Below are 15,726 nucleotides of genomic sequence, written 5' to 3'. Positions count from 1 at the left end.
TCTCGTTTTTCCGCCGTCGCGGGCCGTTTCCGCTGTCGCGGGGCAAGACGAGAGGAACGTAAGCGGCTCGGAGTCCGGGCAGCAAGAGGGGCCGCACCAAAGAGACACGGCATTCCCCGAAAGTGATACCCGGCCCATTCACGAACCGCCCTCGACGCTTTTATCTGCCCTTCATACGCCTTTCAAATCCCGCTGCCACCATTGCCCTTGCTCGAATCGGAGGAGATTCGGCTGGAGACGGGAGAAGCCACGATGAGCGGTCCACGATTGGCATTGATATTCCCCGGCCAGGGAGCACAGCAGCCCGGGATGGGGCGCCCCTGGGCGGGCCGGCCCGGCTGGTTCCTGGCGGAGCGGGCGGCCGAGGTGTCCGGGCGCGATGTCGTCGAGCTGCTGCTGCACGCGGACGAGGACGCCCTGCGTCGTACGGACAACGCCCAGCTGGCCACTTTCGTCCTGGAGATGGTGATCCTCCACGAGGTGCGTCATGCGCTGCCCGCCGCCAGGCGGCCCGTCGTGTGCGCCGGTCACAGCCTCGGGGAGTACGCGGCGCTGGTGGCCGCCGGAATCGTCGGTTTCGACGACGGCGTACGGCTGGTCACCGCGCGCGGCGAGGCGATGCGCACGGCGTGTGCCACGGAGCCCGGCACCATGGCCGTGGTGCTCGGCCTGTCCCCGGAGGTCGTGGAGCAGGCGGCGGCGGGGGTCCGCGACGACGGCGGCCGGGTGTGGGTGGCCAACCTCAACTCGCCGCAGCAGAGCGTCATCTCCGGCGAGAGCGGATCGGTCGCCCGGTGCGCCGAGGCGGCCCAGGCCCGGGGCGCGCTCCGGATCGTGTCGATTCCGGTGGGCGGCGCCTTCCACACGCCCCTGATGCGGCCCGCGGCCCACGCGTTCGCCCGCGCGGCGCTGAGCGCGGAGTTCCGTCCCGGTTACGCGCCGGTCGTGGCCAATGTGGACGCCCGTCCGCACCGGGGCACCGATGCCTGGCCGCACCGGCTCGGGCAGCAGATCACCGGGCCGGTGCGCTGGGCGGAGTCGGTGCGCACGATGGCCGACGAGCTGTACTGCGACATGTTCGTGGAGATCGGCCCCGGCCGTACGCTCACCGGTCTCGCCCGCAAGATCACCCCCCAGGTCTCCCGGCTGACGATCTCCGAACCGGGCCAGCTGGTCGCCGTGCCCGCGCCGGCGCCGTCCTGCGCGGACTCCTCGACGGTGGATGCGGTGACGCCTTCGCTGCGCACCTCCTCGGTACGGAGCGCCGCGTGAGCGCCGAGGAGCACTGGGACGCGATCGTCGTCGGCTCGGGGATCGGCGGGCTCGTCTGCGCCGCCTACCTCGCGGTCGCCGGCAAGCGGGTGCTCGTCGCCGAGCAGGGCGGCGTCGCGGGCGGCAACAGCCACGTCTTCCGCAGGCGCCGCGCGTACGAGTTCGACGTCGGCGTGCACTACCTCGGCGACTGCGGCTCCGACGGCCTGCTCCCCGCCATCCTGAACGGTCTCGGTCTGCGCGACCGGCTGCGCTACCGGGAGATGGACCCGGGGGGTTTCGACCGCATCGTGATTCCGGGGGCCACCCTGGACATGCCGGCCGACTGGGAGACGTACCGCAAGCGGCTGCACGAGGCGTGCCCCGCGGACGCGCCCGGCATCGACACCTTCCTGGGCGTCGTGTCCGGGCTGGGCGCGGAGCGGCGGGACGCGATCGTCGCCCCCGGCGACGTGCCGATGTCCGAACTGCCGCAGCACGCACCGCAGTCGGTGTCCTGGGGACGGCGTACGCTCGCCGAGCTCTTCGCCCACTGCGGGCTGTCCACCCGCGCCCGGACGCTGCTCGCCGCCCAGTCCCCCAACTACGGCATGGCGCCCGACGAGGCGACCGTCGCCCTGCACGCCACGGTCACCGACCACTACGTGCGCGGCGCGTACTACCCGGAGGGCGGCGGCCAGACCCTGGCCGCCGGACTGCTGGAGGTCGTCCGCGCGTACGGCGGCGCCCTGCGCACGTACAGCAGGGTCAGCCGGATCACGGTCGGCGACGGGCGGACCCGGGGCGTCGAACTCGCCGACGGCAGCCGGGCGCTGGCGCCGGTCGTGGTGTCCAACGCCGACTACCGGCGGACGATGCTCGGGCTGGTCGGCGAGGAGCGGCTGCCGCGCAGGCTCGCCGCCAAGACGCGGGACGCCCGGATGGCGCTGCCCTGGGCGACCGTGTACGTCGCGCTCGACATCGACATCGAGCAGCACGCCAATCTGTGGTGGTACCGGAGCGACGACATCGAGCGGTTCTACGCCGGCCTGCGCGCCGGCGCGGACGCCGGCGCCGTTTCCGGGGGCACCGCTTCGGGGGGCACGGACACAGCCGATTTCCTCTTCGCCTCGTTCGCCTCCGGCAAGGACCCCGTCACCCGGCGGATCTGCCCGCCGGGCCACTCCAACTTCCAGCTGATGACGCTGTGTCCCCCCGGCTTCGAGCGCTGGGGTGTCACGGCGGGCCCGGCCGACGGCGAGAAGTACCGCCGCAATCCGGTGTACCGGGCGGAGAAGGCCCGGCTCACGGAGGCCGTGCTGGACGCGGCCGAGGAGGCGCTCGGGCCGTTCCGGGGCCACATCACCCATCTGGAGACCGCGACGCCGCTCACCCACGAGCGGTACACGCACTCCACCGGTGGCACGCCGTTCGGAATGGCGCACTGGGGCGCCGCCGGAGCCCGGCCCGACACGGCGACCTTCATCGAGGGCCTGTACGTCGCCGGCGCCAACACCCGCTACGGGAACGGCATCACCGGTTCGGCGGTCAGCGGCATCGCCTGCGCCGGCCAGATCCTGGGCCGTCGCCTGATGCACGAGGTGCACAGCGGCGCCACCCTGGGCGACCCGGCGGCGCTGCCGGAGCGCCGCGCGGACTGGGACCCGCTGGAGGTCTCCCGCGGCGACCAGGACCGGCTTGTCCGCACCGGACCGCGAACCGGGCCGGGAACCGGGCCGGGAACCGGGCCGGGACTCGAGCCCGCCCTGGGGAAGAGCCGATGAGCCTGACTCCGAAAGTGGCCGTCGTCACCGGCGCCACCAGTGGTATCGGCCTGGCGGTCACCCGCGCGCTCGCCGCCTGTGGCCACCAGGTCTTCCTGTGCGCGCGCACCGCCCGTACCGTCGCGGCCACGGTCAGGGAGCTCCAGGCGGAGGCCCTGGACGTGGACGGGACGGCGGGCGACGTCCGCGACCGCGACGACATCCGGCGCGTGGTGCGGCACGCCGTCGACCGTTTCGGCACGGTCGACGTCCTGGTGAACAACGCGGGCCGCTCCGGCGGCGGCAGCACCGCGGAGCTCACGGACGAGATGTGGTTCGACGTGCTCGACACCAATCTCAACAGCGTCTTCCTGATGACCCGCGAGGTGCTCACCGCCGGAGGCATGCGTGACAAGAAGCGCGGCCGGATCATCAACATCGCCTCCACCGACGGCACGCGGGGCGACGTCCTCGACGCCCCCTACTCGGCCTCCAAGCACGGCGTCATCGGCTTCACCAAGGCGCTCGGCAACGAACTGGCGCCCACCGGCATCACGGTCAACGCCGTCTGCCCCGGGCATGTCGAGACACCCACGGCCCGGCGGATCCGGCGGGAGTACGCGGCGGCGTACGGCATCGGTGAAGAAGCGGCCCTGAAGACGTTCCAGTCGAAGATCCCGCTCGGCCGCTACTCCACCCCCGCGGAGGTCGCGGGCCTGGTCGGCTATCTGACCACCGACACCGCCGCTTCGATCACCGCCCAGACACTCAACGTCTGCGGCGGCCTCGGTACCTCCTGACCGCCGCTAGCTCGGGTCGAGGCTGATCTCCTGGACACGCTGCGCCGGGGTCCTGCCCACGAGTGCCGTGCGCATGGCGTAGGCCACGTCGTCCGCGGTGACCGGGTGCTTCTTGCCGTCGCCCTTGGTGATCTGGACGCCGTCGAAGACGCCCTCCAGAAGCTGCTCGATCGCCTGCTTGTCGTAGACCTCCACCAGCCGGCCGTCGATCGGCTTCATGGAGAGGATCTTCGGCAGGGACCTCGCCGGGCCGAACTGGATCTGCTTGCCGCCCGCCTTGATCGTGATCAGGCCGGACATCGCGGGCTGGGCGAATTCCCGCATGGCCCGGTCCAGCTCGGCCTGGCCGATCGTCGGGGACTTGGTGGCGACGGGCAGCTCCACCGTGTTCGGCCTGCCGGTCTCCACCTGGGCGCGGTACGCGTCCTTGACCCGGGTCATCGAGCGGACCACGTCGAGCTGCTTGCCCGCCTTGCCCGGTACGGCGACCGCCTTGCCGGGCACGAACTTGATCGTGCCCTCGCTGGCCGTGCCCGAGGTGCCCGCCAGGTCGGCCAGCGCGACGCTCAGCTTCTCCTCGTCGACCGGGATCACCGGCTCGGCGACGCGCTCGCCGCCGAAGAGGGAACCGATCACGGAGACGGGGTTGTAGTCGCTGCCCGCGGCGCCGCGCACGGTCTCCTGGCTGTCCAGGGCGAGACCGGCCTTGGACGGCTTGAGCTTCGCCTGCTTGCCGTCGACGGTGAGGACGAGCGGCGTGGCGGCGCGCTTGCCGAGGGCGGTGTCGAGCTTGTTGACCGCCTCCTCCTTCGTGCCGCCGCCGATGTCGACGCCGAGGACCGTGGTGCCCTTCGGTACGTCGGAGTGGTTCATGAGGAGTCCCGCGCCGTACGCCACACCGGCCAGGCCCACGACGCCCACGGCCAGCAGGACCAGCTTGGAGCGGCCCTTCTTCGCGGGGGCGGCGGAGGCGGAGGGAGCGGCGGGCGGCGGTGTGGTCCGGGCCGGGCCGGGGGTCGGAGCCGCCGGGTCGTCCGTGAGGGGGGCCACCGGGTCCGGGACGAAGCGGGCGCCGGCCTGCGGCGGGGCGAACGGCGAGTGCCGCTCCGCCGCCGGGACCACGGGCATGCCACTGGTCAGCGTGTCACCGGAGACGTTGCCGCCCGCGAAGGGACCGCCCGCGGAGGGACCCGGGGCCGGGTTCTGCGGGGTCAGTACCGCCGTGTCGTCGCTCATGGAGGGCTGGGCCGGGGCCGGGGGGCCCGCGGCGCCCGGCGGGTGTACGCCGGAACCGGGGCGGGGGCCGGAGCCCAGGAAGGGCGAGCTGCCGGTCATCGGGCCGGTGGTCGGACCCGCCGGACCCGCCGGACCGACGGTCGGCCCCAGGGGGCCCGCGGGGCCGGACGGGCGCGTGCCGGCGGCGCGGCCGCCTCCGTTCGCGGCCGCGTCACCGGGCGAGCCGCCGGTGGTGCGGCGCGGCAGCGGGGCGGCGCCCTGGCGCTGCGCCTCTTCCGGCGTGGAGGGCGTGGGAGGCGTGGAGTACGGGAACTCGGGGCGCTGCCCACCGCCCTGCGGCGCGGCCGGCGCCGCGGCGGCCGGCGACGGAGCGGGCGCGGCCGACGGCTTGCGCGGCGCGAACCAGTCGCTGGGCGGCGGCTGCGTGTCCTCGCCGGGACCGGTCTCCTCCCGCGGCGCCTGCGCCGCGGTGTCCCGCGACGGCTCGGGCGGGCGGGGCGTGGTGCCCGTGCGGCTGCCCGTGCGCTCCGGCTTCACGGGTGAGGAGGGCGGCTCCACGTCGCCCATGGGCGTACGCATGACGACCGGAGGGATCGGCCGCGATCCGGGGATGTTGATCCGGATGCGGGTGGTCAGCGTGGTCTCGGTCCTGGGCTCGTCCGACTCCGCCCGCGCGGCGGCCCCGGCAGTCTCCTCCGGAGCGTCCTGCCCGGGGTTCGGCGACGGATACTGGCGGGATCCGTACGGCGGCGTACCCGAGGGGTACGCGGCTCCGCCACGCCCCTGGGGGCCGGAGGACGAACTGTCAGTTTCACGACTCAAGGCAGGTTCTCCCGGTTAGCTCCGCTCGCCCGCTCTTACCCTGTACTGCACTGCGGGAGGCCCGGCGGCGCGCACCACCATACTGGCCGCCGCCGACAGACGCCCCGCGCCCATGGCGGCGAAGGGCCCGACGGCCGCGCGGGCGCGGTCGGTTCACGGACTCAAGTAGTACGTCATGCGCCAAGTCGGCCAAGTCGGGCGCGGGTCGCATCCGGTCGCGGCAACTCCACCATCGTGGCGCAGATCACAGCGACGGCCACCCCGCCCAGGTAGGCGTACGAGACCGCGGAGCCGCCGACGAGCAGGTCGCCCTCGGGACGGCTGACGGCCAGCAGGACGACGGCCACGAGCCATCCGGCGGCGGACGCGCCGACACCGGCCTTCGCGCCCGTGGCGTACAGGGAGCCGTAGAAGACGCCCGCCGCCGCGAGCAGCGCCAGCAGCAGGCCGCCGGGGAACCAGGCCGCGTGGACGAGTACGCCCGCCGCGCCCGTGAGCGCGCCCAGGACGACGAGGAGGAGGTGGACGGCGATGCGGGCCACGGTCACGGGGCCACCCCCGCGAAGAGGTCCGTCTCGCGTCCGCCGGCGGCGCGTTCGCCCCGTACCAGTTCGTAGAACTCCGTGACGAGGACGGGCTGGCCCAGGTGGTTGGAGAGGGCGAAGAAACCGTCCTCCACCGCGATCTGGGTGGCGTGCGCGCGCATCGCGGCGGTCTTGGCCCCGGCGTACGGCGCGCCGTCGATCTCCGTGGTGATGCGCGCGTCGTCGACGACTCCGGGGACGTCGTCCACGGCGGCGCTGGCGGGGAAGCTCACCGCCGCCGCGCGCAGGCGGGCGAAGCCGTCCTCCGCGTAGGTGCGCGGCACGCGGTTCCAGTAGACCTTGGCGATGGTGTGCGGTGCTCCGAGGTCCGGACGGAAGTCCGGGTCGGCCGCGAGGTCGGCCGCGCGCATCGCGACGCGGTGGGCCTGGATGTGGTCCGGGTGTCCGTAGCCGCCGTCCGGGTCGTAGGTGACGAGGACCTGCGGGCGTACGGAACGGACCACCTCGACGAGGTACGCCGCCGCCTCGTCCACCGGCGCGGCCCAGAAGGCGCCTTCGCGGTGGTTCTGCGGGGTGCCCATCATCCCGGAGTCGCGGAAGCGGCCGGGGCCGCCGAGGAAGCGGTGGTCGGTGACCCCCAGTTCCTTCATCGCGGCGGCCAGTTCGGCGATGCGGTGGGCGCCGAGGGTGTCGTCGCGGCCGGCGGCCAGGTGCGCGAGGGCGGGCGGGATGATCTCGCCCTCCTCGCCGAGGGTGCAGGTCACCAGGGTGACCCGGGCGCCCTCGGCGGCGTACTTGGCCATGGTGGCGCCGTTGTTGATCGACTCGTCGTCCGGGTGCGCGTGCACGAGAAGCAGACGACGGGCTGGGTGGTCCTGGTCCGTCATGGGACCACCCTACGAGGCTCCGCTCAGAACTTGATGCCCCCGATCATCCCGGCCACGTTCGTGGTCAGTTCGTTGATGGTGGGAGCGATGGAGGAACTGGCGAGATAGAAGCCGAGCAGCACGCAAACCACTGCATGTCCGGCTTTCAGGCCCGATTTCCGGACCATCAGGATGACGATGATCGCCAACAGCACTACCGCCGAAATCGAGAGTGCCACGGCGGTTCACCTCCACTTACTCAGGCCGGAACGGGCATGCGGACAGCTCCCGGCAAGTTCATACCCACCAGGCGCTACGGATCATAACTATCCGTGTGTACGCATTGATCGGTGCACGGCAGCACGAGGGGCGCATGAAGGGGCGGCGCGAGCGGTAACTTCGGGCATATGACACCGCATCAGCTCTCTTTCCCCCGGCAGCACGCCAGGACCCAGCGCTTCTCCCTCGGGGCACCACGCGCGTTCACCGTGTCGCCCGACGGGGCCCGTGTGGTGTTCCTCCGCTCCTCGTCCGGCACCGACCGCGCCAACCGGCTCCGGGTGCTCGACCTGGAGGGGGGCGCGCAGGAGCGCGTCGCCGCCGATCCCGGACAGTTGCTCGGCGGCGCCGCCGAGCAGCTGTCGGCGCAGGAGCGGGCGCGCCGCGAGCGCAGCCGGGAGGGGTCCGCGGGCATCGTGTCGTACGCCGTGGACGCGGCGGTCGAGCTGGCGGCGTTCGCGCTGTCGGGGCGGCTCTTCACGGCCGAGCTGCGGGCCGGCACCGCCCGCGAGCTGCCTGCCGCGGGGCCGGTTCTCGACCCCCGGCCGTCGCCGGACGGGCTGCGCGTCGCGTACGTCGCCCGGGGCGCCCTGCGGGTGATCGGCGCGGAGGGCGACGGCGACCGGGCGCTCGCGGAGCCGGAGGACGAGAACACGGCGTACGGTCTCGCGGAGTTCGTCGCGGCCGAGGAGATGGGCCGCTCGCGCGGTTTCTGGTGGTCGCCGGAGTCGGACCGGCTGCTGGTCGCCCGCGCCGACGACGCGGCCGTGGCGCGCTGGTGGATCGCGGATCCGGCGTACCCGGAGCGCGAGCCCGCGCGGGTCGCCTATCCGGCGGCGGGGACGCCCAACGCCGAGGTGCGGCTCTTCCTGTACGGGGTGGACGGCGGGGAGCGCACGGAGGTGGTGTGGGACCGGGCCGGGTATCCGTACCTGGCCCGGGTCCACTGGTCGGACGCGGGCGCGCCGCTGCTGCTGGTGCAGGCGCGGGACCAGCGCCGCCAGGCGTATCTGGAGGTGGACACCGGGACCGGGACGACGCGGACCGTGCACGTGGACGAGGACCCGGTGTGGCTGGATCTTTTCGACGGGGTGCCGGTCCGGGCCCCGGACGGGCGGCTCGTACGGATCGCGGACGAGGGCGGGGCGCGGGTGCTGACCGTCGGCGACCGGGCGCTGACCGGGCCGCAGTTGCAGGTGCGGGCGGTGCTGGACGTGTCGGACGGCGATGTGCTCGTGTCGGCCTCGGCGGGCCCGGAGGCCGCTGCCGCGGAGATCGGCGAGGAGCACGTCTACCGGGTCGACGAGCTGGGCGTGGAGCGCCTCTCGGAGGGGCCGGGCGTGCACTCCGCGGTGCGCTCGGGCGGGGTGACGGTGCTGGCTTCGGCGTGCCTGGAGAGCAGCGGCACGGTGGTGCGGGTGGTGCGCGACGGGAAGCAGGAGGCCGTGGTCGCGTCGTACGCCGAGGAGCCCGTGCTGCGCGCCCGCGTGCGGCTCGTCGAGGGGGGCGCGCGGCGGATTCCGTGCGCCGTTCTGCTCCCGACGGGCTACACGGAGGGGGACGGCCCGCTTCCGGTGCTGATGGACCCGTACGGGGGACCGCACGCCCGGCGCGCCGTCGCCGTCCACAACGCCCACCTCACCTCGCAGTGGTTCGCCGACCAGGGCTTCGCGGTGGTCGTGGCGGACGGGCGGGGGACGCCCGGCCGCTCCCCCGGCTGGGAGAAGGCCGTCAGGGACGACTTCACGCTCACGCTCGACGACCAGATCGAGGCGCTGCACGGGCTGGCCGCGGACTTTCCGCTGGACCTCGGACGGGTCGCGATCCGCGGCTGGTCGTACGGCGGCTATCTGGCGGCCCTCGCGGTGCTGCGCAAGCCCGACGTCTTCCACGCGGGGATCGCGGGCGCGCCCGTGACCGACTGGCGGCTGTACGACACGCACTACACGGAGCGCTACCTCGGGGACCCGGGGGCGCGGCCGGAGGTGTACGCCGCCAACTCGCTCGTCACCGACGACGGGCTGTCCCGGCCGGCCGGCGAACACCGGCCCCTGATGATCATCCACGGCCTGGCGGACGACAACGTGGTGGCGGCGCACACGCTGCGGCTGTCGTCGGCGCTGCTCGCCGCGGGGCGGCCGCACGAGGTGCTGCCGCTGTCGGGGGTGACGCACATGACGCCGCAGGAGCAGGTCGCGGAGAACCTGCTCCTGCTCCAGGTGGACTTCCTGCGGCGGTCGCTGGGGGCGAGGTGATCCCTGCGGGGCCCCGGTGCGCGGGTACCCGGCCGGGGGCGACATGGCGACGCCCCCGGCCGGGCAACGGCACCCGCACGGCCGCACGGTGTTCAGTGTCGCCCGTTCACATATCGGTGCGGGGTCGGCCGAGTTGCGCGGCCGTTAACCCGGCCGACCGCCGGACGCGCCCGGTCCGCCCTCCGCCGGGACGACGTGCTTCTCCTCCGCGAAGTGGCACGCCGAGTCGTGCGCCGCCGGGGAGTCCTCGTCCCGGAAGACCGCCGGCACCGCCAGCAGCGGCACCTCCAGCGCGCACCGGTCCCGCGCCTTCCAGCAGCGCGTGCGGAACCGGCAGCCCGACGGGATGTTCGCCGGCGACGGCACGTCACCGGTCAGGAGGATCCGCTCGCGGTGGTCGCGGGCCCTGGGGTCGGGCACGGGCACGGCGGACAGCAGCGCCTGGGTGTAGGGGTGGGTCGGGTGGTCGTAGATCTCGGCGTCCCGGCCGGTCTCGACGATCCGCCCGAGGTACATGACGCCGACCCGGTCGGAGATGTGCCGCACGATCGACAGGTCGTGGGCGATGAAGACGTAGCTGAGGCCGAACTCTCCCTGGAGCCGGTCCAGCAGGTTGACGACCTGCGCCTGGACCGAGACGTCGAGGGCCGACACCGGCTCGTCGGCCACGATGATCTCCGGCTGGAGCGCGAGCCCCCGCGCAATGCCGATGCGCTGGCGCTGCCCGCCGCTGAACTGGTGCGGGTAGCGGTTGATGTACTCCGGATTCAGCCCCACGACGTCCAGCAGGTCCTGGACCTTCTGCCGCCGGCTGCCCTTGGGCGCGACCTCCGGGTGGATCTCGTACGGCTCGCCGATGATGTCGCCCACTGTCATACGGGGGTTGAGCGAGGTGTACGGGTCCTGGAACACCATCTGGATGTTGCGGCGCACCGCCTTCAGCGCGCGCCCGGACAGCCTGGTGATGTCCTCGCCCTTGTAGCGGATCGCCCCGGACGTGGGCCGCTCCAGATGGACCAGCAGCCTGGCCAGCGTGGACTTGCCGCAGCCCGACTCCCCCACGATGCCGAGCGTCTCGCCCGCCGCCAGGCCGAGGTCGACGCCGTCGACCGCCCTGACCGAGCCGACCTGCTTCTTGAAGAGGACGCCCCGTGTGAGCGGGTAGTGCTTGTGCAGGTCCCGTACCTCCAGGATCGGCTCGGTGGCCCGCTCGGCCGGCTCAGCCATGGAGGGTCTCCTGCCAGAAGTGGCACGCGCTCCCCCGGCCGTCCTCCACCTCGTACAGCGGCGGCACATCGGTGCGGCACACGTCGCGGACCAGCGGGCAGCGGGGGTGGAAGGGGCAGCCGGACGGGATGTGCGTGAGGTTCGGCGGCAGGCCCTTGATCGCGTACAGCTCCCGGCCTTTCCGGTCCAGGCGCGGGATCGATTCGAGCAGGCCCTTGGTGTACGGGTGGGCCGGCGCCTTGTAGATGTCGTGGACCGGGGCGGTCTCGACGATCCGGCCCGCGTACATGACCGCGATCCGGTCGGCGACGTCCGCGACGACGCCGAGGTCGTGCGTGATGAGCACGAGCCCCATGCCGAGCTCGCGCTGCAACTCCGCGAGCAGGTCCATGACCTGCGCCTGGACGGTCACGTCCAGCGCGGTCGTCGGCTCGTCGGCGATGATCAGGCCGGGCTCCAGGGCGAGCGCCATCGCGATCATGATGCGCTGACGCATGCCGCCGGAGAACTGGTGCGGGTAGTCGCCCACCCGCTCCTTCGCCGCCGGGATGCGCACCCGGTCCATCAGCTCGACGGCCCTGGCCCTGGCGTCCTTCCTGGACAGGCCCTGGTGGACACGGAACATCTCGCCGAGCTGGTAGCCGACGGTCAGCACCGGGTTGAGGGAGGACAGCGCGTCCTGGAAGATCATGGCCATCTCCCGGCCCCTGACCCCGCGCCGTTCGTCCTCCTTGAGCTTCAGCAGGTCGCGGCCCCGGAAGAGGATCTCGCCGCCCGTGATCCTCCCCGGCGGCATGTCGAGGATGCCCATGACCGCCTGCGCGGTGACGGACTTCCCGGAGCCGGACTCGCCGAGCACGGCGAGCGTCTCGCCCTCCGCCACCGCGTAGTCGACGCCGTTGACGGCCTTGGCGACCCCGTCGCGCATACGGAATTCCACGTGCAGGTCACGTACTTCGAGCAGCGTGCCGGGCATGTCGGGGCTCCTCAGCGCAGCTTGGGGTCGAGGGCGTCGCGCACCGCGTCACCGAGCATGATGAACGCGAGCACCGTGACCGCGAGCGCGCCCGCCGGCCAGAGCAGCATGTGCGGGGCGTTGCGGACGTAACTGGAGGCGGCGGAGATGTCGATGCCCCAGGACACGGCGGGCGGGCGCAGGCCGACGCCGAGGAAGGAGAGGGTCGCCTCCAGGGAGATGTACGTACCGAGGGCGATGGTCGCCACGACGATGACCGGCGCGACGGCGTTGGGCGCGACGTGCCGCAGCAGCATCCGCGCGTTGCTCGCGCCGAGCGCCCGCGCCGCCTGCACGTAGTCGTTCTGTTTGGCGGTGATGACCGAACCGCGGGCGATACGGGCGATCTGCGGCCAGCCGAGCAGCACGATGAAGCCGATCACCGGCCAGACGGTGGTGCTGGTGATGACGGAGAGGAAGACGAGGCCGCCGAGGACGACGGGGATGCCGAAGAAGACGTCGGTGATGCGGGACAGCAGCGCGTCCCAGCTGCCGCCGAAGAAGCCGGCGAGCCCGCCCAGGACGCTGCCGAGGAGGGCCACCCCGAGGGTGGAGCAGACGCCGACCGTCACCGACGTCCTGGCGCCGTAGACGGTCCGGGTGTAGACGTCGCAGCCCTGGCCGTCGAAGCCGAAGGGGTGGCCGGGCCGGGAGCCCTCCTGGGCCCTGCCGAGGTCGCAGTGGAGCGGGTTGCCGCTCGCGATCAGGGACGGCCAGAGCGAGATGACGACGAGGAAGACGATGACGAGCCCGGAGACGACGAAGACCGGATTGCGGCGCAGGTCCCGCCAGGCGTCGGACCACAGGCTCCGCGGCCTGCCGGCGGGGTCCGGGCCCGGCGGGCCGCCGCCGGGTCCCTTCTCCAGCGTCTCGCCCTCGTCCATGGCGAGGTCCGTCGCGCCGCCGGCTCCGGCCGCCGAGATCGCCGCGTCGGGATCGTGGTGGGGCTCAGGCATAGCGGATCCTCGGGTCGAGTACGGCGTACAGGAGGTCGACGATCAGGTTCGCCAGCAGGAAGACCAGCACCAGGACGGTCACGAAACCGACGACGGTCTGGGAGCTCTGCCGGACGATGCCCTGGTAGAGCTGGAAGCCGACGCCGTGGATGTTGAAGATCCGCTCGGTGACGATGGCGCCGCCCATGAGGGCGCCCACGTCCGTACCGATGAAGGTGACGACGGGGATCAGCGAGTTGCGCAGGAGGTGGCGCGAGACCACGCGGCGCCTGGGCAGGCCCTTGGCGACGGCCGTGCGGACGTAGTCGGCGCGGGCGTTCTCGGCGACGGAGGTCCTGGTGAGGCGGGTGACGTACGCCAGGGAGACGGAGGCCAGGACCAGGCCGGGGACCAGCAGTTCGTCGACCGTGGCCGCGGACGAGACGGCCGGTCTGATGATTCCCCACTTCACGCCGAGCAGCAGCTGGAGCAGCAGGCCGGTGACGAACGTCGGGACCGAGATGACCACGAGCGTCACGAGCAGGACGCCGGTGTCGGCGGGGCGCCCGCGGCGCAGGCCGGTGAGGACGCCGAGACTGATGCCGATCACGATCTCGAACACGACGGCGACGACGGTCAGCCGGACGGTCACGGGGAAGGCGGTCCCCATCAGCTCGGTGACCTTCTGGCCGTTGAAGGCGGTGCCGAAGTCGCCGGTGAAGACGTTGCCCATGTACGTCGCGTACTGCTGCCACACGGGCTTGTCGAGGCCGAACTCGGCGCGGAGCCGGGCGGCGGTCGCGGGGTCGCACTGCCGGTCGCCGCAGAGCCCCGCGACGGGGTCGCCCATGACGTTCACCATCAGGAAGATCAGCAGTGTGGTGCCGAAGAAGACCGGGATCATCTGGAGCAGACGCCGGATCACATAACGTCCCATGGTGGGCTCCTCGGAAGGGGGCGCCTACGTCTTGGCCCGGTGTCAGCCGACCGTGATCTCGTGGTAGACGGGGACGCTGAAGGGGTTGAGGGCCACGTTCGAGATCCGGTCGGAGTAGCCGGCGCTGCCGTTCTGGTACCAGAGCGGGATGGCGGCCATCTCGTCGCGTACGACCTCCTCGGCGTCCTTGAACTTCTCGGCCGCCCGCGCCGGGTCGGTCTCGGCGTTGGCCTCGTCGACGAGCCGGTCGAACTCCTCGTCGGACCACTTGCCGTCGTTGGAGGAGGCGTTCGTGTAGTAGAGCGGCTGGAGGAAGTTCTGGATCAGCGGGTAGTCCATCTGCCAGCCGGCCCGGAAGGGGCCCGTCATCTTGCGGTCGGTGATCTCGTTGCGGAAGTCGGCGAAGGTGCCGACGGGGTTGCCCGTGCACGCCCGGTCGTTGCCCAGCGCGTTGTTGATGCTGTTGCAGACGGCGTCGACCCACTCCCGGTGGGAGCCGGTGTCCGCGTTGAACGTGATCCGCAGCGTGCCGCCGGGGATGCCGCCGCCCTCCTCGACCAGCTTCTTCGCCTCGGCCGCGTCGAACTCGCACGCCTCGCCGCACAGCCCGTCGTCGAAGCCGCCCTCCTCCTTGAGGACCGGGGAGGTCCAGTCCTTGGCGGGGGTGCGGGTCTTCTGGAAGATCGTGTCGGTGATCTGCTGCCGGTTGATCGCCATGGACAGGCCCTTGCGGACCTTCTCCATGCCGTCGGCGTTCCACCGCTTGTCGTAGTAGGGGAAGGCGAGGGTCTGGATGATGCCGGCCGGGGTGTTGATGTAGCGGTCGCCGAGGTCGGCCCGGACGTTCCTGAGCTGGGAGGCCGGTACGTCGTCGAGGAGGTCGAGGTTGCCGGCGGTGAGGTCGGTGTACGCGATGGTGTTGTCGGTGTAGACCTTGAGGTCCACGCCGTCGTTGCGCGCCTTGTCCTCGCCGGGGTACTGGTCCCACGTGCGCAGGCTCATCATCGAGCCCTTGGTGTACGACTCGACGGTGTACGGGCCGTTGCCGACGGGCTTGGACAGCCAGGCGTCGTGGTCGTCGAAGAACGCCCTGGGCAGCGGTGCGAAGGCGCTGTAGCCGAGGGTCTCGGGCCAGGTGGAGAACTTCTGGGTGAGCTTGACGGTGAAGGTCCTGTCGTCCTTCACCTTCAGGCCGGAGAGGGTGTCGGCGGTGGCCTTGCCCTTCTCGGGGTGCACCTCGTCGTAGCCCTCGATGTAGTTGAAGAAGTAGGCGTTGCGCTGGTTGTTCTTGAGGTGCGCGCCGTAGTTCCAGGCGTCGACGAAGGACCGGGCGGTGACCTTCTCGCCGTTGCTGAACGTCCAGCCGTCCTTGACGGTGACGGTGAAGTTCTGCGAGTCGGTGGTGTCGATCCTCTCGGCCAGCCAGTCCTCGGCCTCGCCGGTCTTCGGGTCGTACCGCTTGAGGCCGCGGAAGAGCATGTCGAGGACCTTGCCGCCCTGTACCTCGTTGGTGTTCGCGGGCTCCAGCGGGTTCTGCGGGTCACCCCAGGACGAGCTGATGACCCCTGACCCACCGCCGCCGTCGCCACCGCCGCCGCAGGCTGTCGCCGCGAGGGCGACGGCCATGGCACATGCCGCCCACTTGGCGTGCGTGGCTCCGCGCATGGAGTCCCTCCTGGGGTCCTTGGGTCTCACGTAGCACCCATACCACCCCAGAGTCGTACGTACCGCACTTCAACCGCGCCCGTTCGCGCGGCGGACGCGGACGCGCACCGGACCGGCGAAGGCGCGCCGG

13 protein-coding genes are annotated in these 15,726 nt (G+C 72.2%); 4 read left to right on the top strand and 9 right to left on the bottom strand.

The window, feature by feature from the left end; genetic code table 11:
- The first annotated feature begins 267 nt into the window (after positions 1-267).
- The 3 genes from ACWDZ4_RS15635 to fabG are packed head-to-tail and all read left to right on the top strand — an operon-like array spanning position 268 to position 3,814.
- On the top strand, positions 268-1,272 hold the full coding sequence (locus tag ACWDZ4_RS15635) for an ACP S-malonyltransferase (protein ID WP_451508932.1): 1,005 nt from the start codon (positions 268-270) through the stop codon (positions 1,270-1,272).
- Entirely contained in the window at positions 1,269-3,035 is a 1,767-nt protein-coding gene (locus ACWDZ4_RS15630) for a phytoene desaturase family protein (RefSeq protein ID WP_451508931.1), read from the top strand. The genes ACWDZ4_RS15635 and ACWDZ4_RS15630 overlap by 4 nt, the downstream gene beginning before the upstream one ends.
- Positions 3,032-3,814, top strand: a complete 783-nt coding sequence (fabG, locus tag ACWDZ4_RS15625; protein ID WP_451508930.1) for a 3-oxoacyl-ACP reductase FabG — start codon at positions 3,032-3,034, stop codon at positions 3,812-3,814. Before ACWDZ4_RS15630 ends, fabG begins: the two co-directional genes overlap by 4 nt.
- A gap of 6 nt (positions 3,815-3,820) precedes the next feature.
- Here the strand turns inward: fabG and ACWDZ4_RS15620 are convergent, their stop codons facing one another.
- The 4 genes from ACWDZ4_RS15620 to ACWDZ4_RS15605 form a co-directional block, all read right to left on the bottom strand.
- Positions 3,821-5,872, bottom strand: coding sequence for a hypothetical protein (locus ACWDZ4_RS15620; RefSeq protein WP_451508929.1), 2,052 nt, complete (start codon positions 5,870-5,872; stop codon positions 3,821-3,823).
- Between the two features lie 173 nt (positions 5,873-6,045).
- Entirely contained in the window at positions 6,046-6,420 is a 375-nt protein-coding gene (locus ACWDZ4_RS15615; protein WP_451508928.1) for a DUF6113 family protein, read from the bottom strand.
- Positions 6,417-7,304 (bottom strand): N-acetyl-1-D-myo-inositol-2-amino-2-deoxy-alpha-D-glucopyranoside deacetylase, encoded by an 888-nt coding sequence (gene mshB / locus ACWDZ4_RS15610; protein WP_451508927.1) that lies wholly within the window; start codon positions 7,302-7,304, stop codon positions 6,417-6,419. The genes ACWDZ4_RS15615 and mshB overlap by 4 nt, the downstream gene beginning before the upstream one ends.
- Positions 7,305-7,327: 23 nt before the next feature.
- The gene (locus ACWDZ4_RS15605) at positions 7,328-7,522 is read right to left on the bottom strand and encodes a hypothetical protein (RefSeq protein ID WP_138896464.1); all 195 of its coding nucleotides are present in this window, start codon (positions 7,520-7,522) and stop codon (positions 7,328-7,330) included.
- 168 nt (positions 7,523-7,690) lie between these two features.
- Between ACWDZ4_RS15605 and ACWDZ4_RS15600 the strand changes: the two genes are divergently transcribed.
- On the top strand, positions 7,691-9,817 hold the full coding sequence (locus ACWDZ4_RS15600) for a prolyl oligopeptidase family serine peptidase (protein ID WP_451508926.1): 2,127 nt from the start codon (positions 7,691-7,693) through the stop codon (positions 9,815-9,817).
- Positions 9,818-9,961: 144 nt separating this feature from the next.
- On the opposite strand, the gene ACWDZ4_RS15595 is transcribed toward ACWDZ4_RS15600, so the two are convergent.
- The 5 genes from ACWDZ4_RS15595 to ACWDZ4_RS15575 are packed head-to-tail and all read right to left on the bottom strand — an operon-like array spanning position 9,962 to position 15,596.
- Positions 9,962-11,044: an ABC transporter ATP-binding protein gene (locus ACWDZ4_RS15595; RefSeq protein WP_451508925.1), complete on the bottom strand. Its 1,083-nt coding sequence runs from the start codon at positions 11,042-11,044 to the stop codon at positions 9,962-9,964.
- Positions 11,037-12,020 carry an ABC transporter ATP-binding protein gene (locus ACWDZ4_RS15590; RefSeq protein WP_451508924.1) on the bottom strand — a complete coding sequence of 328 codons (984 nt, stop codon included), beginning with the start codon at positions 12,018-12,020 and terminating at the stop codon, positions 11,037-11,039. The genes ACWDZ4_RS15595 and ACWDZ4_RS15590 overlap by 8 nt, the downstream gene beginning before the upstream one ends.
- Positions 12,021-12,031: 11 nt before the next feature.
- Entirely contained in the window at positions 12,032-13,015 is a 984-nt protein-coding gene (locus ACWDZ4_RS15585) for an ABC transporter permease (RefSeq protein ID WP_451508923.1), read from the bottom strand.
- On the bottom strand, positions 13,008-13,931 hold the full coding sequence (locus tag ACWDZ4_RS15580; protein WP_451508922.1) for an ABC transporter permease: 924 nt from the start codon (positions 13,929-13,931) through the stop codon (positions 13,008-13,010). Before ACWDZ4_RS15580 ends, ACWDZ4_RS15585 begins: the two co-directional genes overlap by 8 nt.
- Positions 13,932-13,973: 42 nt before the next feature.
- Positions 13,974-15,596, bottom strand: coding sequence for a peptide ABC transporter substrate-binding protein (locus ACWDZ4_RS15575; protein ID WP_451508921.1), 1,623 nt, complete (start codon positions 15,594-15,596; stop codon positions 13,974-13,976).
- Positions 15,597-15,726: the final 130 nt, after the last annotated feature.

Source organism: Streptomyces sp. NPDC003016 (assembly GCF_053591455.1).
Note: the sequence above shows the minus strand (reverse complement) of the source record. Positions and strands in the feature narration are given on the sequence as shown.

Excerpts from the sequence above, each read along its gene's own strand:
- ACWDZ4_RS15595 (WP_451508925.1), bottom strand. The coding sequence starts at position 11,044 with ATGGCTGAGCCGGCCGAGCGGGCCACCGAGCCGATCCTGGAGGTACGG.
- ACWDZ4_RS15575 (WP_451508921.1), bottom strand. The coding sequence starts at position 15,596 with ATGCGCGGAGCCACGCACGCCAAGTGGGCGGCATGTGCCATGGCCGTC.
- fabG (WP_451508930.1), top strand. The coding sequence starts at position 3,032 with ATGAGCCTGACTCCGAAAGTGGCCGTCGTCACCGGCGCCACCAGTGGT.
- ACWDZ4_RS15590 (WP_451508924.1), bottom strand. The coding sequence starts at position 12,020 with ATGCCCGGCACGCTGCTCGAAGTACGTGACCTGCACGTGGAATTCCGT.
- ACWDZ4_RS15585 (WP_451508923.1), bottom strand. The coding sequence starts at position 13,015 with ATGCCTGAGCCCCACCACGATCCCGACGCGGCGATCTCGGCGGCCGGA.
- ACWDZ4_RS15600 (WP_451508926.1), top strand. The coding sequence starts at position 7,691 with ATGACACCGCATCAGCTCTCTTTCCCCCGGCAGCACGCCAGGACCCAG.
- mshB (WP_451508927.1), bottom strand. The coding sequence starts at position 7,304 with ATGACGGACCAGGACCACCCAGCCCGTCGTCTGCTTCTCGTGCACGCG.
- ACWDZ4_RS15580 (WP_451508922.1), bottom strand. The coding sequence starts at position 13,931 with ATGGGACGTTATGTGATCCGGCGTCTGCTCCAGATGATCCCGGTCTTC.